The organism is Tistrella arctica (genome assembly GCF_039630945.1).
Taxonomy (GTDB): Bacteria; Pseudomonadota; Alphaproteobacteria; order Tistrellales; family Tistrellaceae; genus Tistrella; species Tistrella bauzanensis.
On sequence record NZ_JBBKTV010000002.1, the window covers coordinates 136,781 to 155,847 of the forward strand.

Consider the following 19,067-nt stretch of genomic DNA (forward strand, 5'->3'; position numbering starts at 1 on the left):
TGGGCCAAGTTTCGTCGCGTCCGGGCCATTTCGGCGGGCGGCGGCTCAATAGCCGCGCATGCGCAGCACGGGGTTCAGCGGCGGACGTCCGCAGGCGGTGCGCCAGGCATTCTCGACAATCTGGCCGATCACCGCCTCGTCGCGGGCTATGGCCGCCATATGCGGGGTCACCAGCACGCGGGGATGTGTCCACAGCGGATCGGCGCGGTCGAGCGGCTCATGGGCGAAGACATCGAGCACCGCGCCGCGCAGATGGCCCGCATCCAGCGCCTGGATCAGATCGGCCGGAACCAGATGGTCGCCACGGCCGACATTGATCAGCGCCGCCCCTTGCGGCAGTTTCGCGAAGGTTTCCGCGCCGAGGATGCCACGGGTCCGGGCGGTCAGCGGCAGCAGGTTGACCAGAATGTCGGTGCGCGCCAGCAGCGCGTCGAGGCCCGCTTCGCCGTCATGGGCCTGAATGCCGGGCAGACGCCTGGGTGTGCGCGACCAGCCGGCGACGTCGAAGCCGTGGCCCGCCAGCGCCAGCGCGACCCGGCCGCCGATCTCGCCCAGCCCCAGAACGCCGACGCGGCAGGTGGCGGGGCTGTGCTGCGATGGTCGCCGCCAGATCTGCGCCGGATGATCGCGCCGCACCACCTGATCGAACCCGCGGTGGAACCACAACACCGCCCAGTGGACAAATTCGGTCATGGCGGCGGGCAGGCTGTCATCGACGATGCGGGCCACCGGCAGTGACGGATCGAGCCCGGGATCGTTCAGCACGCCATCGACGCCGGCCGCGATCGACTGCACCAGTTTCAGTTTGGGCATGGTGGCGAGCAGGCCGGCGGGTGGGCGCCAGCACACCGCGATTTCGGCATCGGCGCCGTCATCTTCGGGCCAGACGGTGATATCGAGCCGGGGATCGGCTGCGAGCAGCGGCTGTTTCATGAAGCCGAGATCGAGGACGCCGCCGATCAGGATCAGTTTCGGCATGGGGGCTCCCGCATGTGATGCCAGATGGGCGCGGGACCGATGGCACGCGCAGGCCGGTTGCATCCGGCGCATGCCCGAAGGATACTGAACCGGCATCCGACCTCCGCCGGGTCTCGGGCCATTTATCGTCGAGGATGGGCCATATGCTCGGACATACCGGACACCCGGCGCGCGAGGTCACCGCGCCGGTGCCATCGCCGCCGCCGCATGACGTCGACGTGTTCGGCCATTGGGCGGCGCGTTCGCTGGCCGAAAAACTGCAGCGGATCGACCGGCCGGTGGTCGCCATGGCGGCCGAATTCGCCGAGGGCAATATCGGCACCCATCACGATCATCCGCGCGGCCAGATCGAATATGCGTTGACCGGGGTGATGACCGCGATCACCGATGACGGCACCTGGGTGGTGCCGCCACGCACGGCGCTGTGGATTCCCGCCCGCACCATGCATCAGGTGCGCAACTGGGGGCCGCTGTCACTGCGCACGCTGTATCTGGACATGGCCGTGTGCGCGGCCTTGCCGACCGGCTGCCGGGTGTTCCGGGTGTCGGACCTGCTGCACGCGCTGATCGTGGAGATGGTCGCGGTTCCGCATGAATACCCGCTGGACGGCCGCGAGGCGCGGATCGCCGATCTGCTGATCGGCGAGCTTGGCCGCATGCCCGATGTCGACCTGCATGCGCCGATGCCGCAGGACCGGCGCCTTGCCCGGATCTGCCGAGAGGTGCTGAAAGATCCGGCGGCCGAGCATGATCTGGATCACTGGGCCGGGATCGGCGGCATGGCGCGGCGCACGCTGACCCGGCAGTTCCGGCGCGAAACCGGGCTGACCTTCAATGAATGGCGCCAGCAGGTGCGGCTGCTTGAGGCCCTGCCACGGCTGGCCGCCGGCGAGACGGTGACCAATGTGGCGCTGGATCTGGGGTATGAAAGCCCCAGCGCCTTCACCGCGATGTTCCGGCGCACGCTGGGGGCCACGCCGCGCGACTACCTGCGCACCACCACCGATGGCGGCGCGCAGGCGCGCGGCGGGCCGGGGTGACCAAAACCCGGGTGACTGAACCCCGGCGATGACCCCGTTCAGTTGACGAAGGGCGGATTGCAGTCTTCCTTGCGGGTCATGTCGACCGTGTCGGCCCGGCGGTCGGGCTCCAGGTTCCATTCCGCCTTGTGACGGGCGATCTCCATATGGCAGGTCAACTGCGCGGCCATGCCCTGCGCGTTGTGCCATTGCGGGGTGTTGCCGAATTTCCGCTGAATCTCGGCAAAGACCTCGCCGGAGGCCTGCGCCGACAGGTTGCGCGCGCAGGTGGTCGGCACCAGGCTGAGGCTGAGATGCGGCGACCCCGGATGGGGCGTCCAGGCGCCGCTCTGAATGTATTCGGGGCAGGACGCGGCGGTGCTGACCGGCTTGATCGCCTGATCGGCATCCAGATAGTGGAAGGTGGCCTGCTTGCCGGCCGCGGTCGGCAGGGTCATGCGGATCACCGGCACGAAGCGGCCGGTGGTGCGGTTGTAGTCCAGTTGGTCGTTGCGCGCGTCGATCAGCGCGGCATCGCCCGCATCGGCCAGGTAGAAGAAGGATTCGATCGGTAGTTTCTCGCCGATCCCTTGCGCCCAGGTCGCCGCGCGCATCTCGTTCTGTTCGCCAAGCGAGACCTGCCCCAGCATGTTCATGATGTCGATGACCTGGGCGAACGCATAGGCCGTGCCATTGGGTGGCGAGGAATGATCGCCGACATCATAGCCGCAGGCGTGATAGCCCGTCTGCGCATTCACCGGCGCATAGCGATTGATCCATTGCTGGGCGCTGAGAATGCCCTGCCCCTGGCAGGGATTGCTGGCGCCGCTGGTGTCGTCGGTACGCCGCCCGCAGCCCCGGTCCGTGCGGGCATCCGTGGCGCCATCGAGCGGAAAGGCGCAGAGGAAGTCGAGATCGATCGCCCAGGAGGGGGCGCCGAAGATCGGATAGACCGTAAAGCCGTTGTGATAGCCATAGGCCAGCTTGTCGAAGCGGGCATCGGCCCGCAGATACGAGAACGACACCCCGCCATTCTGCACCGACCTTGGGCTGGGATCCCAGGAATGATAGGCCGTGGAGTAGCGGGTGCCGCGGAAGATGACGCCTGAGCAGAGGAAGGCGGGGCGGGATGGTCCGCCGCAATCCTGCGGGGTGTTGTAATACCGGTCGGTCAGGTCCGATGCCGTATGGGTACTCTGCGCCTGCCCGGGCAGGGCGGCGGCTATGGTCAGCAGCAGGGCCAGACCGATCGATCGCCAGATGACCTTCATCGCAGCCTCTTTTCGATGACATGTATTCGGCCCGATCATCACCTCCCTGCCCGGCCATACAGGCTGGCCGGCGGATCACGCAGAGGCAGGGGCAGGACCACGGCACGACTGGTGGCGACGGGTCATGTGCACGGGAGACGATCGGTACACACAGGTGCGCGTGTCACGGAAGTGTCCCGATTTGCACCTCGAAAAACAACCTATAAGTTTTTATATCTGATGTTATAAATATTTTTTAACACGCGCGCCTGCCCGCGATATGTCGCGTGGACAATGCCCTTGCGACGAGGTCGTTGAAGTGTGGCTGAGGCAACGCCATAACGAAAAGACGACGTCGCGTCATTGACGGAAACTTTACCGACCTCGGCATAACGTGAAGCCGTGAGCATTGCCGGACAGCCATACAGGATCGATTCATGGCCGCCGATTTTCCAGTCCCCGAAGATGAAACCGACCGTCTTGAGTCGCTGGCCTCCTATCATCTGGTCGATACGGCGCCCGAGGCCGATTTTGATCGTCTCGTATCGCTGGCATCCAGGCTGTTCGATGCCCCGATTGTTCTGGTTTCCCTTCTTGCGGCGGACCGGCAGGTCTTCAAGGCCCGGATCGGTCTTGATGTCTGCGAGACCAGCCGCGCGGTTTCATTCTGTGCGCACGCCATCATGCGTGACGAAATCATGGTCGTGCTTGATGCCATCAAGGATTCGCGCTTTTCCAGAAATCCCCTGGTTCTGGGGCCGCCCTTCATCCGGTTTTATGCCGGCAAGCCGATCGCGGCGCCGGATGGGCGGCGCATCGGCACGCTTTGTGTGATCGATACGGCGCCGCGCGGCGCATTTAGTGCCGCCGATCATGCCAATCTGGAGGATATGGCGACGCTGGTCATGGATCGCATGGAGATGCGGCGCCTCGATCATATCCAGTCGAATAATCAGATGCGGTTCAAGAACATCGCGGCCACCTCTCCCGACGCGATCATCTGCGCGGATGCGGATGGCAGGATCGGCTTCTGGAATGCCGCGGCGGAACGGCTGTTCGGATACACGGCCGACGACATCGAGAACCGCACCGCCGATGTCATCATTCCCGATCGCTGGCGGCCTGCCTATCATACCGTCCTCCGCCGGCTTCGGACTGGTCGCCGGCTGGCCTTTGCGGACCGGACCCTTGAGTTGTCGGGTATGCGCAAGGATGGCAGCGTGTTCCCGGTGGAATTCTCGTTCTCGACCTGGAGCGAGGGCAGTGTCGCCCGCATCGGCGTGATCCTGCGCGACGTGACGGAGCGGCACAGAAGCGAGGAGCGGTTGTACAGGCTGGCATCTTTCGATGCCCTGACCGATCTGGCCAATCGGGGCGCCTGGACCGCGCGTCTCACCGACATCATTGATGCCGGCAGCCCGGCCACGGTGCTGCTGATCGATCTCGACGGCTTCAAGGAGGTCAATGACAGCTTCGGACATGCTGTCGGCGATCTGGTGCTGAAAGGCGTGGCGGACCGGCTCAAGGCGTCTTGCTGTGACGCGATCATGGTCGGCCGGCTGGGCGGCGATGAATTTGTCGTGTTGCTGCCCGGATCCGACCCGCGCCGGGCCAATCTGATTGCGGCGGATCTGGTGACCACGATCGCGCAGCCGTATCTGGCGGGCACGGAGCGGGTCGCCCTGGGGGCGAGTATCGGCGTGGCGCTCAGTCCGCAACACGCCACACGCCCGGAAGATCTGCTGAAAGCGGCCGATCTCGCGCTGTACCGGGCGAAGGCATCAGGCAGATGCCGGTATGAGATGTTCACGCCATGGATGCGCGAGGTCGCGGTGCAGCGGCGGGCTTTTGAACAGGAGCTTCGCCGCGCATTCGAGCGGGAGGAATTCGCCCTGTTCTATCAGCCGCTGATCTCGACGGCCGATCGGCGGGTCACTGGCTGTGAGGCGTTGATCCGATGGAATCATCCTGAGCGCGGCCTGTTGTCGCCGGCATCGTTCATCGACGTTCTCAGCCAGAAGCCGTCCGCCGCCGATATCGGCAACTGGGTGATCCGGAGCGCCTGCCGCCAGTTGGCTGAATGGCGCAAGATCCAGCCCGACCTTCGGGTGAGTGTCAATCTGTTCGAGGCGCAGCTTCGCTCAGCGCGGTTCCTGACGGTGGTGCGGGACATTCTTGAGTCGTTCGGCCTGCCTCCCGAGGCCTTGGAACTGGAAATCGTCGAAACGATCATTCTGCGGGATGACCGGGCGACAATGAAATTGTTGCAGGATCTGCGCGAGATGGGTGTCGGCCTTGCCTTTGACGATTATGGAACCGGCTTTGCGTCGCTCAGCCTGCTGAAGACCTATCCGGTTACCCGTCTGAAGATCGACAAGTCATTTGTCCGCAACGTGACCAGTGACGTGGAAAATGCTGCCCTGGTTCGGGCGGTTCTGTCTCTGGGGCGCAGTTTCGGAATGGATGTCATCGCGGAAGGTGTTGAAACGCAGGAACAGTATGACTTTCTTGTCCAATATGATTGTGCCGAGGTTCAGGGCTATCTGTTCGGAAGACCTGTACCGGCCGATGAATTCCATCGCGATGTTCTGCTCCCGGCGATAGAGAACGCCGGCCCCCCATGACAGGCGGGCCGGCGTGGATCGATCGGATGGACGGAACCGGCTTGCGGTGATCAGCTCTTCGCCAGCGCCGCCGAGGCGTTGGTGATTTCGAAGGTGCCCTGGGCGCTGCCGCTGTCGGGGACGATTTCCGACGCGCGGTCGCTGATCGCGTCGATGCGGGCGGCGACCTGATCGGCGGCGTCGGCGGCATCGCCGATATAGACGCCGTCGGTGAGGGTCACATAAGCGCGTTCGAAGCTGCCGGCGCCGGCATTCAGGATCATCCGGGTCGGCGCATCTTCCGACACCAGATAGAGCAGGCCGGGCGACACGGTTTCAGGGCGCAGCATCGCCAGGACGTCGGCGGTCATCAGGCCTTCGGTCATCCGGGTGGCGGCGGTGGGCGCCAGGCAGTTGACCCGGATGTCGTTCTTGGCGCCTTCAAGCGACAGGGTCTGCATCAGCCCGACCAGCGCCATCTTGGCGGCGCCGTAATTCGACTGGCCGAAATTGCCATAGAGGCCCGATGACGAGGTGGTCATGGCGATGCGGCCGTAATTCTGGCCACGCATGATCTCCCACACCGCCTTGGTGCAGATCACCGCGCCCATAAGATGCACATCCACCACCAGACGGAAATCGTCCAGGCTCATCTTGGCGAACGACTTGTCGCGCAGGATGCCGGCATTGTTGACCAGGATATCGACCCGGCCCCAGCGCGCCATGGTGTCGGCAACCATCGCCTCGACGGCGGCGGCATCCGTCACCGAAGCACCGCTGGCCATCGCCTCGCCGCCGGCGGCCACGATCTCGTCGACCACCCCGGCCGCCGCATCCGACGACCGGCCGTCGGCACCGAGATCGTTCACCACCACCTTCGCGCCACGTTCGGCCAATGCCAGCGCATGGCACCGGCCAAGCCCGCCACCGGCACCGGTAACGATGGCGACACGGCCGTCGAACCTCATGCTCATGAATTCCACCTTCCTGTCGGGTGTCTTTTTACCGCTGCCCGTCCAGGGGCGGGCGGGCGCGATCATAGCCGCTGCGCGCCGCAGTGCAAAATATACGGTGTTTGAAAGATATAGCGGCCGATCGGCTTAAGGCCGGATCATGCCATAGGCACCGCCGCCGCCCGATTCCGCCGTGACCTCCCGCGCTGCCGCGAAGATCGCCTGCCGGTCGTCGCCGCCGAGGTCGCTGCCGGCGGTGGTGGTCAGCACGCAGGCGATTTCGTGCTGGGCATCGAAGACCGGCGCCGCCTGACCGGCGATGCCTGACAGAAGATGGCCGCTGCGCTCGCAGCCGAAGCTCTGGCGGATCCGGGCCAGATCCCGTGCCGGGGGTGCCTTGCCGCGAAAGGCCGCCGGCTGCAGCCGCCGGGCGACCTCGATGTATTGCGGCGGCAGGAAGGCCTGAAACACCAGGCCGCAGGCGGTGTTGTCGATCGGCAGCACATCGCCCAGGCCGATCGCGCTGATCGAGAAATAGGCGCTGCGATACCAGCGCACGATCGTCGGCCCCCGATCGGTCCAGATCGCGACACCGCCGCTGGCCGCGATCCGCATGGCCAGCGCCTTCATGTGGCGGGCGGCCACTTCCACCGGATCGATCCGCCGCAGCGCGCCGATGCCCACATCCAGCGCCGCCGGCCCCAGATCATACTGGCCGCTGGCCGGATCCTGGGCCGCCAGCGCCTCTTTCACCAGGCTCTGCATGTAACGGTGGGCGGTGGAATTGCCGGTGCCGGCGCGGCGGGCCAGTTCCCCCAGCGCCATCGGGCCTTCGGCATCGGCCAGGATCTTCAGGAACCGGGCCGCGATCGACACCGATTGAATGGTGCCCGACCGCCGCTGTTCATCCTTGCCGGTCATGTCCCCATCTTCGGTCATGCGTCCATCGGTCATCGCAGCACCGATGGCAGCCAGAGGGATATGGACGGGACAGCGATGAGCAGAACCATGACCACCATTTCCGCGAGCAGAAACCATAAAGAGCCGCGAATGACCCGGCCGAGCGAAATATCGCGCGGCATTAGACCATGGGCCGCAAACAGGTTCAATCCGAGCGGCGGGGTGATCAATCCGATCTCGATATACTTCACCGCGATGACGCCGAACCACACCATGTCCAGGCCACGGTCCTGCACCGCCGGCAGAAAGATCGGCAGCGCCAGCAGCATCACGCCCATCGGGTCGAGCACGGTGCCGAGCGCCAGCAGCACGATCGAGACGATGACGATGAAGGCAAGGTCGCTGTCGGCGAAGGAGGCGAGCCCGCCCGCGACATAGTCGGGAAAGCCGGTCAGGGCCAGATAGGTGGTCAAGGTGCTGGCGCCGACCGCGATGATCAGGATCGCCGCCGTGGTCTGCGCCGTCTGGGCGATCGCCGCACGAAAGTTCGCAAAACTCAGCGACCGGCGCAGCATGGCGATGATCACCGCCGCCAGCGCGCCAAGCCCGCCGGCCTCGGTGGGGGTCGCGAACCCGCCATACAGGCCGAGCATGATGGTGCCGGCCAGCAGCAGAACCGGCCATGTCGCCAGGATCAGCCGCCAGGTGACCGGCTGATCGTCGGGGCCCGTCGCGCGTCGGGGCCGTCCACCCGCGATATCGGGCTGAAGGTGGGCGCGCAGGATGATCATCGCCGCATAGGCGATGGCGGTCAGCAGCCCGGGCAGCACACCGGCCGCGAACATCACCAGCACCGATTGTTCGGTGAGGATGGCGAACATGATGAACGGAATCGATGGCGGGATGACCGCGGCGATGGTGCCGGCACAGCCGCAGACGCCGGCGATCAGGCCGGGATCATAGCCGCGCGCCAGCATCTGGGGCACGGCCAGCCGGCCGACACCCACGGTCGCGGCAAGGCTGGAGCCGGATGCCGTGCCGAAGGCCGCACAGGTGAAGCTGGTCGCCACCGCCAGCCCGCCGGGCACGCGTCGGGTAAGGATCTGGATGGTCGCGAACAGCACGTCCGCCAACCCGGCGCGGGCGACGATATTGCCCATCAGCAGGAACATCGGCACGGCCGACAGCTCCCAACTGGCCGCGAATTCCAGCGGCGCGCGCGACAGCAGCGCGAAGCCGGGTCCGATGCCGATTATGGCCACAGTGCCGGCCAGCCCGGCCGTTAACAGCGCGAAGGCGATCGGGATTCGCAGCACGACCAGAGCCAGGAACAGGATGATGACCAGAATGGCCTGATGTTCGGCCATCATGGCACGGGCTCCGTCCGATCATCGCCGGGGACGGCCAGAAGCTGGCAGAACGCCACCAGCGACAGGGCGCCGAAGCCGGCCACCACCGCCCAGCGGCCGGGCCATACCGGCAGCGAAAACGTGGTCAGCACGATCCGCTCGCCGCGGATCGTGGCCGTCCAGGCGACATCGGCGGACAGCCAGGTGAAGATGGCGGCAACGGCCATGGTGACCAGGGCCGCGAAGCCACGCTGCAACCGGGCTGGCCGGCCGCGCAGGCGATCGGCCAGGAAGGTGACCTCGATCTGTCCGCCGGATGCCTGCAGGCCGGCCAGCGGCAGAAACACCACCATCACCATATAGATGCGTGCCACCGCTTCGGGCATGCCCTCGGGCGGCGCGCCGGTGATCAGCCGGATCACGATGTCGAGCCCCATATGGGCGAACATCAGCAGCACGGCGATGGTGCCCAGCGCATCGGTCAGCCCGGCCGCGCGGGCGGATAGATGCCGGATCACTGTGCGCATTGCAGATCCGCATCCCGGAAGACGGTCTCGGCCAGAAGCCGGGTCATTTCGGCGGGGTCGGCCTCGATCCGCGGCAGATAGTCCTGATGCCACTTGCGATAGATGCCGGCCACGCGATCGGCGAAGCCCTGCGGGTCGGGCATGCCACGTTCAGCCGCGCGGGCCGCGAGGGCCGCGATTTCCCGCTGCTGATAATCGGGCCAGAGTGCCTGCATCGCCGCATCGCCGGGCGATATGGCGGCCACGGCCTCAAGTTTCGGCCGCACGCTGTTGTCGGCATCGATATAGGCTTTCTGCACATAGGGCTGCACCGATGCCGCGGCGTAGTCCAGGATGGCCGCGCGGTCGGCCTCGCCGATCCGGCACCAGGCATCCAGGCTGACCGATACCGGCACCGCGCCGCCGGGAATGCCCTGCGGCATATCGATGACGCCCGTGATCACGTCGAGCAGGCCATAGCTCTGCGCCCAGCTCAACGGCACCAGCGCACAATCGGTCTTGCCCGTCTGCAGCGAGATCAGCAGATCGGTGATCGCGGTGCTGACCGGGATCATGCCGAGCGTCGTGGCCCAGCGCGCCTCCGGGCCGGCAATCACGCTGACCCGGCGGCCCTGCAGATCGTCCAGACCAGCGACCGGCCGGGTGCATTGCAGCGCCATCGGGGCGGTCGCGTTCAGGAACAACGGGATCTGACCTTCCTTGCGCATATCCGCCAGGCATTGCGGGCAGGCGACATAGAACGCCTCGTTCAGCGCGCCGGTGGTGGCAAGCGGGTCGCTGCCGAAGCCGGTCGCCTCGGCCATCAGTGACGCGAACGGCAGATCGGACGGATAGAAATTCAGAACGACGAACCCGGCATCGACCACACCGTCACGCACCGATGGCAGCACCGTCGGCATCTTGACCACCGTGCCGCCGAACAGGCCGCGAAACCGGACCCGGCCCTCGGTGACGGTCTCGATCCCCTTCAGGAAGGGTACCACGCCCTCGCGGTTGAACAGGGCCTGTTCGGGCACCGGTGAGCCATAGGTGAGGGTCGCGGCATCCGCATCTTCAGGCGTGCCGGATAGAGCGAGGCAGATAGCGGCCGCCAGCGCGCCGCTCAGCCGTTTCAGGTGATGCCTTGTCGGGTGCTGCATGGTTCGATCCCCTCGCCCTTGATTGCTTGCCTGTCCTGTATTGCAGAATGTATTCTGAATGGTGGAATACGTGACACTCTCTGTCAAGGAGCACATGCCGTGCGTAACGAATTGATCGGCCTCGATCATCTGATGATATCCACCGTGGATCTGGCCCCGGTCAGGCGCTGCTATCAACGGTTGGGCTTCACCGTCACACCCTATCGGACCAACGAACCGATGGGCGGCGGCCGCACTGGCGGGCGTGGGGGCAATCATCTGGTGCTGTTTCAGCCGACGGATGATCGCATGACGAATTTCCTGGAACTCGCCTATGCCGACCCGGTCCATGCCACACCCTATATGCGCGAGCTTCTGGGTCGGCCGCCGGCGCTGGCGATGATCGTGCATGCCGCGACCGATCTGGAACGGCTCGATGCCGGCTGGCAGCAGGCCGGATTTCCGCCCTGCACCTTCTATGAACTCGACACGGTGTTCCGCGACCCGGACGACGGCACCGAGGACCGGATCCATTTCAAGGTGCTGGTGCCCGATCGGCCGCGCGGGCCGCTGGCCTTCAATGCCTGCGAGGTGATGGATCGCAGCCATTATCTGCGGCCGGCCTGGATCGCACATGAAAACACCGCCCGCCATTGGGCGGCCGCCACGATCGCGGTGCCCGACATGGCCGCGATCCGCAGGCAGTTCGAGGGCATCTATGGCATCACGCTGGATGGCGACGCGCCGGTTGCCGTTGCGATGGGCGACCAGCGCCTGAGCGCGGCCGAGGCGGGATGGTTCGCCGATCGCCACGGCGATGCCGCACGCCGCGCCGACGGGACGATGGCGGAACTTGCGGTCGAGATCCGCGTCGCCTCGCTCGACACGGCCCGCGCGGTGCTCACCCGCAACGGCGTGGCGTTTGATGAGCGGGGCGATCAGATCGTGGTGCCGGCCCGTGAAGCGGGCGGCATCGTGCTCTGCTTCGCCGGAGCCGTGGCATGACCGCGCCGATCGGGTTGGTGGGCGGGACGGGCTGGCCGTCGACCGCGCTCTATTATACCCGCCTCAACCGGCTGGTCGAACCCGACACGATCGCGATCCTGGTCGCCAGCCTGTCGTTTCAGCCGATTCTGGATCATGCCGAGCAGGGCAGGCTCGATCTGGTGACGCAGGCCTTCGTCACCGCCGCACAGCGCATCGAGGCGGCCGGGGCCGGTGTGGTCGGTCTCTGCGCGGCCACGGCCCATCTGGCCTATGATGCGGTCGCGGCGGCGGTGTCGATACCCTGCTGCCACATTGCATCGCCCTTCCGCCAGCCGCAGGCCTTTCTGCCGGCCGGCGCGGTTGTGGGGGTGCTGGGCACGTTGACGACGCTTGATCAGGGCATTTTCGGCGCGCCGCTCGCCGCGGCCGGGCATGTGGTCCTGTCCCCCGCAGGCCCGATCGCCATGGCGCTGGACCGGGCGATCAAGCACGACATCTCGGCCGGTCATGCCGGCGATGCGGCCCTGGCGGTCGTCCAGGCGGCGATCGATGATCTGGCCGCCAGGGGCGCCACCCATATCGTTCTGGGCTGTACGGAACTGCCCCTGATCCGCGACCGGTTGGCGGTGACTGTGCCGCTGCTCGACGCGGTGGATCTGCACTGCCGGGCCTTGCTCACGGCCGCCGGCGCCGCGCCCGGGGGCGTGGCGTGATCAGCGCTCGACCCGGTTCCATTCGATGGCGCGGCGGCGCCAGTGCTCACCGATCGCCTGGGTGAAATCGGCCCGCACCAGCTTGGCCCGGGCGATCAGATGCGTGTCGTCCTGACGGCGGATCACGATGCCCTCGGGCGGGCCGGCGCGATAGCGGCTGCGGGCGCCGTGCAGCAGATCGACCAGGGCCGGGATGCCGTCGATTTGGCCGGTGAACAGCGCCGGCACGCTGGCGAGGCCGATCTGCCGCGCCAGCGCGTCGCGGGCCATGGTGCTGCGGAAGCGGCCGGTCGCGCGTTCATAAACGTCGAAGGCCAGGAACCAGTCGGGCAGGTGGTCGTAGTCGAGCGAATGGCGCGCGGCCAGCCATTCGCCGAACAGGATCAACCGATCCGTCGCCAGCGCATCGAACAGCCGGTCTTCATGCAGCGCCAGCCAGTCGGCCAGCCGTTCGAACTGGCCGGTGAACGGGCTGTTCAGATACTGGCCGCGGTTCTGGGCCCGGATCAGCCCGGTATCCGGGTCGACCGACAGGCCCAGATTGGCGCCGTCGACCTTTTCCTCGACCACCACCGGGCCGTCCAGAAGCCGGGCGACCTCTTCGGCCGACAGCAGCTTGTCGTCGCGCGGCAGGCCCGTGCCCAGCCACGCGACATGAGCGGTCTGCGGAAAGCGGAAAAATGCGGTCATCGGCCGAACTTGTTCTGGTGGAAACGCCGGGCCTCCGCCTCGCAGATGAAGCGGACCACAACCCCGTGATGCGCCAGATCCGGGGCCCAGTCGAGCCATTTCGAATCGGCTGCCTGAAGAATGGGCGGGTGTTCCGGATGCGCCACCGCCACCGCCACGAATTTGCGGTCGGGCGGATCGAACCGGGCCAGGGCCGGGTCGTCGGGAAATTCGGCCCAGCCGCGCGCCGCATCCGGCGTGATCGTCACCTGTTCGACCCGCTCAGGATTGCCGGCCTGACGCAGCAGCCATTTCAGGAACACGTCGCCCGCGCCCTTGCCGCGGTTCGGGCGCAATTTGTGGCTGTATTCCTCGATCACCGCCCAGCCGTCATCCACCACCACCCGGCCGTTCGCCATCACCGCCTGCAGGGCGACGGCACAGGCCGCCACACATTCGGCGCCGACATCGGCATGGGCGTTGTTGGCGATCAGCATCACATTGGTGTCGATGATCCGGGGGCGGCGCCGCGCGGTCATGCGCCACCGCCTTTCGGGGGCTGGGCGCGGCGTCGCGCGGCCGCCATCGCCCGGGCGGTCAGTTCGGCCATTTCGTCGCCGAACACGTCGTCGGGCCAGTTCAGGATCTCGCCGGCCTCGTCGACATGAAGCCGCTCGATCGTGGCCGGCACCGTGCCGGGGCACCAGTGCACGGCCAGTTGATCCGCCGCCAGCATGCCTTCGGCAATCCGCCGCTGAAGACGATTGAGCAGCGCTTCGGAATGGGTCTCCAGAATGATCTGTACCGCCCGTGGCCGGCCGTTTTCCCAGGCCGAGACGGCATCGACCATCAGGTCGCCCAGGGCGGTCTGGGCCGCCGCGTGCAGATGCAGTTCCGGCTGTTCCATCCATAAGGTGGTGTCCGCCGGCACGTGGAAGGCCGCGACCGCCGCCGGCAGGATCTGCGAGACCCCGAAACCGGCATCGGCCAGCGACACCGCCGGGCCGCCGGCGCGGCCCGTCACCCGCACCACCAGGCCGTCGCCGCCGGCGCCATGATCGGTCGCGAGCGTCAGATCGTCGATCAACCCCAGCCGGGACAGGCGTTCGGCGATGAAGCGGATGAAGCCCTGCGGCGCGGCATCGGCGCGAGCCGCCAGCCGCCGGCCGGCGGCATCGGCCGCGGCCATGGCGGCGATCGCAAGCTGGCCGCGGCTGCCGACATCGCCGGGTGGCTGCTGCGGCATGGGATAGCGCCGGCGCGGCCGGGCGCGCAGCGGCCCCAGATGCGAGAACCGACCGATGGCGTCGCGCGCGGATGTCACGAGGCCCGGCAGCCGTGTGGCGGGCGTGGCGGTGCCGCCGCTCTGTCCGTCCACGGCAAACACTCGGCTGCGGCCCTGATCATCCAGGCCCAGTGTCAGCGACAGGCGCTGCGTCGCGTCATGCGCCGCGTCCCGCCAGCCCAGATCGATACCGATCCGCCGCCGTGGGTCGTGGTCTCTGACGACGTCGAGAAATTGTGCCGCCGGAACGGCATCCGCCACGGCGTCCGGTCTGGTGACATCGGTTGCCAGCACGCTCCGCAGGGCCTGAAGCGCCTGGGCGATGCTGCTCTTGCCGGCACCATTGGCGCCATAGAGCAGGGTCAACGGCGCGAGCGCGATGTCGCCGCTGTCCTCCCAGGCCTTCAGATTGCGCAGACGGATCGAGGTGAGCATCGGGGGCGCGGGCTCCGGACCGGTTCAATCTGGCCGGAGCCTATCAACCTTGCCCCCACGCCGCCAGCACCGCGACGCCCCGGAATATTGCCCGGAGTCCATCGTCAGGTGTTTGGTTCCAGCGCCGGTGCTGTGCCGCCCGGAAACCACGAGGTGTCGATGCGGTAATACCGGTCCTGGAAATCCGCCATGTCCTTCAGCGCGCGTTCGTCGCAGATCCGGATCGCGCGATCCATGCGCTGGATCAGCCCCGCGCGTTCCATCAGCGACATGGTGCGGCTGACATAGACATTGGTCAGACCCAGGGCGTCGCCGATCAACTCCTGGCTCAACGGCAGATCGAAGGTGTCGGTGATATCGGAACTGGTGATCCGCAGCCGGCTGACGATTTCCAGCAGGAAATGCGCCACCCGTTCATCGGCGTTCATGCGGCCGATGGTGCGGATGCGATCGAGCAGAACCACATGGTCCATCATGCCCAGGGTCATGATCAGGGCGGTCAGGCGCGGCGAGTCGCGAAAAATTTCGTCGAGACGATTTTTGGGGAACGGACACAGGCAGATGTCGGTTGCAGCCTGCAGACCGGTAACCGCGCGTTCATAGGCGACGTCGGGAATGCCGATCACATCGCCGGGATGGTGGATCTGCAGCACCTGCCGGCGGCCGTCGACCATGATCGTATAGGAGTAGCACCACCCGGACTTGACCACATAGAGCAGATCGGCCGGCGCGCCGCTTTCGCGGACGATGTCGCGCTGCCGCCAGGTCTGCTCATGCTTCTGAAGCGACGCCAGATGGGCGATATCGGGATCGGACAGATCAAGATAATAGCCCATTTTCTCGATCAGACAGTTGGTCTTCTGCGTGCGCTTGGAAGAAGTATTGCCAGGCATTCCAGTCGGCATCCCACTATCGTTCATGGTGAATGAATAATCCAGACTGCCACAAGCGGTTCCTGAAGCGCCTGTGACCTTGTCATGACGTAAATTGGCACATAAAATTATTGTATGCCACACCAATTTTTCTACTTAAGTTTAAACCAGTTTAAAGCCGAAGTCTCTAAACCCCATCATTGTCCCTGGGTCCAATTGGGACAGTAGAGGAAGGACGTGAACAGATGGCTACCCCTGCAACGACCGAAACCTCGAACCTGATTTCCGCCGACCGGGTGGAAGGCACCTCGGTCTATGGCGCCGATGGCGAGAAGATCGGCTCGATCTATGGCCTGATGCTGAACAAGCTGTCGGGGAAGGTCGCTTATGCCGTGGTCTCTTTCGGCGGCTTCCTGGGCATCGGTGAGAAATATCACCCGCTGCCCTGGGACGTTCTGAAGTATGACACCAGCAAGGACGGCTATGTCGTCGGCCTGACCCGCGATCAGCTTGAAAATGCGCCGACCTATGACCGTGGCGACGAGCGGCGGTTGTATGACCGGGATTATGAGGCCCGGGTCCATAGCCACTACGGCACCGCGCCGTACTGGTTGTAACAGCAGGGCGGCACAGCGTCGCCCCGCCGTCGCCGCCCGGCTTGTGGAAGAAGGCCCGGACACGAGGGTGCGTCCGGGCCTTCTTTTCGTTCAGGGGTGGGGCCGTATCGGGAGATGGCGTCAGTGCGCAGCACCCGGTGCCGGATGATACAGGCGGTCGACGATCTGCTTCAGCACGCCATGGGCCACGGTCACGGCCGGCACGGTGCTCATCCGTTCCAGATAGCGCAACCGGGCGTGATTGTCGGCCGCATCGGTCGCGGGGCCAACGCCGGTCAGGCCCGCCACGGTGGTGACATGCCCGGCCACGTCGTCGACATGCGGCGGCGGCAGGCGGCGCGTGCTGCGGTTCTCGTCAATCGCCAGGATGGTGTTGGAAAACGCCTTCAGCCAGACGAATTGCGGGTGGTTGGACACCAGATCCAGGCGCTGATACGGGTCGTCGACGGCGCCGAAGCTGGCAAGCTCGGCATCGATCAGCGCCTTGTGCACGTTGATCAGCGCGGATGACAGCAGCTTCAGCGCGCCGCGCGGGTCGCGGGCGGCCAGGCTGTTGGGGCCGAAGCTGGCCGTCGGTGTGGCCGGAGCGGGGGGGGTGGCCGGGCTCGTGGTCATGGGGATAACGGCTCCCTGGGCATGGGCGGCGACGGAATTGCCCCGCCGGGTCCGCCTTCATGTAGCCATCCATGAGCGTGTTGTCATCCGCCCCGTCCCGCAGGGCGCCCGCGCCGGGGCTGCAGGGCAGGTCAGCCCTGCGTGGCCAGAGGCGGCCCGCACCGTGCCGCCATCTGCGCCACAACCGCAGCGGGCTCGGCGATGTGGCGGGTCATCCGTCCGTCCAGAACCACGCCGGCGCCGTCTTCACCGCGCACCTCGAACAGCAGCGACCGGCCCACGGCACGCAGCAGCCGGGCGGTGATCACCACCTCCATCCCTTCGGCCGTGGGGGCCGTGTGGCGGACGTCGAACCCGACGCCGACGGTGGTGGCGCCCTGGGGCAGATAGTCCGCCACCGCCCGCATGCAGGCCAGTTCCGCCAGCCAGATCACCGGCGCCGAGGCCAGGGCCGCGACATGACCCTGCCACGCGGTCGCCAGATCCTGGGCGCGGACCATGTGGCGGATCTGGCCTTCCAGCCCTGGGGTGATGCCGGCGGGCGGGGTCAACAGGCTTGCGATATCGGTCATGGAGACACCTTGTCGATGGGGGGCATGGACGATGAGGGGTCACGGGCGATGGGTTCTCGGGGCGTGGTGGCCAGGGTGACGGCGCCGAGCCCCGCCCCCAGTACCAGAAAGACCATGCGCATCGCATCGGCGCCGGCCGGGCCTGAAGCGGCGGTGAGGCCCTGAGTGGCGGCGCCGCTATCGGCGATCAGCCCGGTCAGCACCTGCCAGACCGCGACACCGGCGAAGAAGCAGAAGATCAGCCCCGACAGCGCCCGGCCCATGGCCTCTGGCGGCACGCTGGCGCGCACGACCGCGAATTGCAGCACATAGAACGAGCCGGCGGCGGTGATCAGCGCCAGAACTGCCAGATCGAGGGCGAGCAGATGGCCGCCGCCAAGCCCCAGCGCCACCAGCCCGGCGGCCGCCGCCAGACCACCGCCGCGCATCAGCGCCCGCCGGCGCGGGCCGGCCCGGTCCAGCCGCCCGAAGGCCAGCGGCGCGGCAACCATCACCACCGACAGCCCCAGCACGATATTGCCGATCGCAACCGGGCCCAGCCCGTGGGCGGTTTGCAGGAACGGGCCGAGCCACAGGCCGCGCAGGGTGATGAGGGCCGGATACGACATCGCCGCGAGCAGGGCCGTGCGCCGCATCGGCCGTGACACCAGAATGGCGAGCGTGCCGCGAATATCGGCCACAAGGCCGGCCCGCGACCCCGGCGCCGTGGCGGCCTGCGGGCGCGGCGCCCGGGCGAGGCCCAGCCAGATCGCCGCCGCCACGGCCAGTGTCAGCACGCCACAGGCGGCGAAGGCCCCCCGCCAACCCCCGAATTCAATGGCGAGCGCCAGCGGCGTGCCGGACAGAAGCATCCCCGCGCCGCCGATCGACACCACAGCCGCCGATACCGCGGCGAAGCGATCGGCCGGCCAGGCATGGCTGGCGAAGACCAGCGGCGCCATCAGCAGGCCCGAACAGCCGATGCCGATGATCGCCTGGGCCGCCACCAGCACGCCGAAGCCCGGTGCCACCGCCGACAGGCCGGCGCCTGCGGCCGTGATCAGCAGCAGCACGCCGGCGGTGCGCCGCACCCCCAGACGGTCGACCGCCAGCCCGACCGGCAACTGCACCAGCGCGAAGGCGAGGTGAAAGGCGGCGGCGAACACGCCAAGCCCGCGGGGGCCGATATCGAAGGCCTGTACCAGCGGTGCGGCCATCACCGCCGGCAGGGTGCGGTAGAGGTGGCTGAGAGCGAATCCGGTGATCAGCAGGCCAAGCATCACCGTGACACGCGGTGGCACATGTCTGGCCGGGGTGGCGGTGGTGGAAAGGCTGTCGGGCATGGGCGGGGCGATTCCGAATGAAGGGCCTTGCGGTGGCGCGGCTTGTGACAAAGATTAACCCTGACACGAAGACTCTGAGCTTATGGGTAATATCTTCACGAAAAAAGCCAGGAAATCCAAATATGGACCGAGATGCGGATATATACTGAGGATGATCCGTGGATTTTGAATACAAACGCATGATGATTATACCGGTCCGTTGCGCCATGCGATCTGAACGGCGATCGAGATGGGCGCATTTTGCAGCGGCGGGTGCCGTTTCGAAAGAAAGATGACGTGCCGG

Annotated in this window: 19 protein-coding genes; 5 read left to right on the plus strand and 14 right to left on the minus strand. The window is 66.5% G+C overall.

Annotated features, from left to right (window positions below; all coding sequences use genetic code 11):
• Positions 1-45: 45 nt before the first annotated feature.
• A complete protein-coding gene (locus WG924_RS04700) occupies positions 46-978 on the minus strand; it encodes a 2-hydroxyacid dehydrogenase (RefSeq protein ID WP_345931861.1) in 933 nt (310 codons plus the stop codon).
• Positions 979-1,121: 143 nt separating this feature from the next.
• Here WG924_RS04700 and WG924_RS04705 point away from each other — a divergent pair, with 143 nt between their 5' ends.
• The gene (locus tag WG924_RS04705) at positions 1,122-2,018 is read left to right on the plus strand and encodes a helix-turn-helix domain-containing protein (RefSeq protein WP_345931862.1); all 897 of its coding nucleotides are present in this window, start codon (positions 1,122-1,124) and stop codon (positions 2,016-2,018) included.
• A 38-nt stretch (positions 2,019-2,056) separates the two neighbouring features.
• Here WG924_RS04705 and WG924_RS04710 read toward each other — a convergent pair whose 3' ends face one another.
• On the minus strand, positions 2,057-3,268 hold the full coding sequence (locus WG924_RS04710; protein WP_345931863.1) for a DUF2599 domain-containing protein: 1,212 nt from the start codon (positions 3,266-3,268) through the stop codon (positions 2,057-2,059).
• 416 nt (positions 3,269-3,684) lie between these two features.
• Between WG924_RS04710 and WG924_RS04715 the strand changes: the two genes are divergently transcribed.
• Positions 3,685-5,871 carry a putative bifunctional diguanylate cyclase/phosphodiesterase gene (locus WG924_RS04715; RefSeq protein WP_345931864.1) on the plus strand — a complete coding sequence of 729 codons (2,187 nt, stop codon included), beginning with the start codon at positions 3,685-3,687 and terminating at the stop codon, positions 5,869-5,871.
• 50 nt (positions 5,872-5,921) lie between these two features.
• Here WG924_RS04715 and WG924_RS04720 read toward each other — a convergent pair whose 3' ends face one another.
• The 5 genes from WG924_RS04720 to WG924_RS04740 all read right to left on the minus strand — a co-directional run bounded on the left by WG924_RS04720 (position 5,922) and on the right by WG924_RS04740 (position 10,718).
• The gene (locus WG924_RS04720) at positions 5,922-6,824 is read right to left on the minus strand and encodes an SDR family NAD(P)-dependent oxidoreductase (protein WP_345931865.1); all 903 of its coding nucleotides are present in this window, start codon (positions 6,822-6,824) and stop codon (positions 5,922-5,924) included.
• Positions 6,825-6,950: 126 nt separating this feature from the next.
• On the minus strand, positions 6,951-7,724 hold the full coding sequence (locus WG924_RS04725; protein WP_345931866.1) for an IclR family transcriptional regulator: 774 nt from the start codon (positions 7,722-7,724) through the stop codon (positions 6,951-6,953).
• A 29-nt stretch (positions 7,725-7,753) separates the two neighbouring features.
• Entirely contained in the window at positions 7,754-9,073 is a 1,320-nt protein-coding gene (locus tag WG924_RS04730) for a TRAP transporter large permease (protein WP_345931867.1), read from the minus strand.
• Positions 9,070-9,579, minus strand: a complete 510-nt coding sequence (locus WG924_RS04735; RefSeq protein ID WP_345931868.1) for a TRAP transporter small permease — start codon at positions 9,577-9,579, stop codon at positions 9,070-9,072. The genes WG924_RS04730 and WG924_RS04735 overlap by 4 nt, the downstream gene beginning before the upstream one ends.
• Positions 9,567-10,718: a type 2 periplasmic-binding domain-containing protein gene (locus tag WG924_RS04740; protein WP_345931869.1), complete on the minus strand. Its 1,152-nt coding sequence runs from the start codon at positions 10,716-10,718 to the stop codon at positions 9,567-9,569. Before WG924_RS04740 ends, WG924_RS04735 begins: the two co-directional genes overlap by 13 nt.
• Positions 10,719-10,817: 99 nt before the next feature.
• On the opposite strand from WG924_RS04740, the gene WG924_RS04745 reads away from it, so the two are divergent.
• Both WG924_RS04745 and WG924_RS04750 read left to right on the plus strand, forming a co-directional pair.
• On the plus strand, positions 10,818-11,702 hold the full coding sequence (locus WG924_RS04745) for a VOC family protein (RefSeq protein WP_345931870.1): 885 nt from the start codon (positions 10,818-10,820) through the stop codon (positions 11,700-11,702).
• Entirely contained in the window at positions 11,699-12,397 is a 699-nt protein-coding gene (locus WG924_RS04750) for an aspartate/glutamate racemase family protein (protein WP_345931871.1), read from the plus strand. Before WG924_RS04745 ends, WG924_RS04750 begins: the two co-directional genes overlap by 4 nt.
• Here WG924_RS04750 and WG924_RS04755 read toward each other — a convergent pair whose 3' ends face one another.
• From WG924_RS04755 to WG924_RS04770, 4 genes are all read right to left on the minus strand, one after another.
• A complete protein-coding gene (locus WG924_RS04755; protein ID WP_345931872.1) occupies positions 12,398-13,087 on the minus strand; it encodes an RNA ligase family protein in 690 nt (229 codons plus the stop codon). It abuts the gene before it with no gap.
• On the minus strand, positions 13,084-13,605 hold the full coding sequence (locus WG924_RS04760; protein WP_345931873.1) for a hypothetical protein: 522 nt from the start codon (positions 13,603-13,605) through the stop codon (positions 13,084-13,086). The genes WG924_RS04755 and WG924_RS04760 overlap by 4 nt, the downstream gene beginning before the upstream one ends.
• Positions 13,602-14,786 carry an AAA family ATPase gene (locus tag WG924_RS04765; RefSeq protein WP_345931874.1) on the minus strand — a complete coding sequence of 395 codons (1,185 nt, stop codon included), beginning with the start codon at positions 14,784-14,786 and terminating at the stop codon, positions 13,602-13,604. The genes WG924_RS04760 and WG924_RS04765 overlap by 4 nt, the downstream gene beginning before the upstream one ends.
• Positions 14,787-14,890: 104 nt before the next feature.
• Complete coding sequence (locus tag WG924_RS04770; RefSeq protein WP_345931875.1) at positions 14,891-15,679, minus strand: Crp/Fnr family transcriptional regulator; 789 nt, start codon at positions 15,677-15,679, stop codon at positions 14,891-14,893.
• A gap of 224 nt (positions 15,680-15,903) precedes the next feature.
• Between WG924_RS04770 and WG924_RS04775 the strand changes: the two genes are divergently transcribed.
• Entirely contained in the window at positions 15,904-16,275 is a 372-nt protein-coding gene (locus tag WG924_RS04775) for a PRC-barrel domain-containing protein (protein ID WP_345931876.1), read from the plus strand.
• 120 nt (positions 16,276-16,395) lie between these two features.
• On the opposite strand, the gene WG924_RS04780 is transcribed toward WG924_RS04775, so the two are convergent.
• The 3 genes from WG924_RS04780 to WG924_RS04790 form a co-directional block, all read right to left on the minus strand.
• Positions 16,396-16,890, minus strand: coding sequence for a hypothetical protein (locus WG924_RS04780; protein WP_345931877.1), 495 nt, complete (start codon positions 16,888-16,890; stop codon positions 16,396-16,398).
• A 131-nt stretch (positions 16,891-17,021) separates the two neighbouring features.
• Positions 17,022-17,462 (minus strand): thioesterase family protein, encoded by a 441-nt coding sequence (locus tag WG924_RS04785; protein WP_345931878.1) that lies wholly within the window; start codon positions 17,460-17,462, stop codon positions 17,022-17,024.
• Positions 17,459-18,784, minus strand: coding sequence for an MFS transporter (locus WG924_RS04790; protein WP_345931879.1), 1,326 nt, complete (start codon positions 18,782-18,784; stop codon positions 17,459-17,461). Before WG924_RS04790 ends, WG924_RS04785 begins: the two co-directional genes overlap by 4 nt.
• Positions 18,785-19,067 lie beyond the last annotated feature (283 nt).

Excerpts from the sequence above, each read along its gene's own strand:
- WG924_RS04740 (WP_345931869.1), bottom strand. The coding sequence starts at position 10,718 with ATGCAGCACCCGACAAGGCATCACCTGAAACGGCTGAGCGGCGCGCTG.
- WG924_RS04730 (WP_345931867.1), bottom strand. The coding sequence starts at position 9,073 with ATGATGGCCGAACATCAGGCCATTCTGGTCATCATCCTGTTCCTGGCT.
- WG924_RS04750 (WP_345931871.1), top strand. The coding sequence starts at position 11,699 with ATGACCGCGCCGATCGGGTTGGTGGGCGGGACGGGCTGGCCGTCGACC.
- WG924_RS04700 (WP_345931861.1), bottom strand. The coding sequence starts at position 978 with ATGCCGAAACTGATCCTGATCGGCGGCGTCCTCGATCTCGGCTTCATG.
- WG924_RS04765 (WP_345931874.1), bottom strand. The coding sequence starts at position 14,786 with ATGCTCACCTCGATCCGTCTGCGCAATCTGAAGGCCTGGGAGGACAGC.
- WG924_RS04760 (WP_345931873.1), bottom strand. The coding sequence starts at position 13,605 with ATGACCGCGCGGCGCCGCCCCCGGATCATCGACACCAATGTGATGCTG.
- WG924_RS04735 (WP_345931868.1), bottom strand. The coding sequence starts at position 9,579 with ATGCGCACAGTGATCCGGCATCTATCCGCCCGCGCGGCCGGGCTGACC.
- WG924_RS04785 (WP_345931878.1), bottom strand. The coding sequence starts at position 17,462 with ATGACCGATATCGCAAGCCTGTTGACCCCGCCCGCCGGCATCACCCCA.
- WG924_RS04770 (WP_345931875.1), bottom strand. The coding sequence starts at position 15,679 with ATGCCTGGCAATACTTCTTCCAAGCGCACGCAGAAGACCAACTGTCTG.
- WG924_RS04710 (WP_345931863.1), bottom strand. The coding sequence starts at position 3,268 with ATGAAGGTCATCTGGCGATCGATCGGTCTGGCCCTGCTGCTGACCATA.
- WG924_RS04790 (WP_345931879.1), bottom strand. The coding sequence starts at position 18,784 with ATGCCCGACAGCCTTTCCACCACCGCCACCCCGGCCAGACATGTGCCA.
- WG924_RS04715 (WP_345931864.1), top strand. The coding sequence starts at position 3,685 with ATGGCCGCCGATTTTCCAGTCCCCGAAGATGAAACCGACCGTCTTGAG.
- WG924_RS04720 (WP_345931865.1), bottom strand. The coding sequence starts at position 6,824 with ATGAGCATGAGGTTCGACGGCCGTGTCGCCATCGTTACCGGTGCCGGT.
- WG924_RS04705 (WP_345931862.1), top strand. The coding sequence starts at position 1,122 with ATGCTCGGACATACCGGACACCCGGCGCGCGAGGTCACCGCGCCGGTG.
- WG924_RS04725 (WP_345931866.1), bottom strand. The coding sequence starts at position 7,724 with ATGACCGGCAAGGATGAACAGCGGCGGTCGGGCACCATTCAATCGGTG.
- WG924_RS04775 (WP_345931876.1), top strand. The coding sequence starts at position 15,904 with ATGGCTACCCCTGCAACGACCGAAACCTCGAACCTGATTTCCGCCGAC.
- WG924_RS04780 (WP_345931877.1), bottom strand. The coding sequence starts at position 16,890 with ATGACCACGAGCCCGGCCACCCCCCCCGCTCCGGCCACACCGACGGCC.
- WG924_RS04755 (WP_345931872.1), bottom strand. The coding sequence starts at position 13,087 with ATGACCGCATTTTTCCGCTTTCCGCAGACCGCTCATGTCGCGTGGCTG.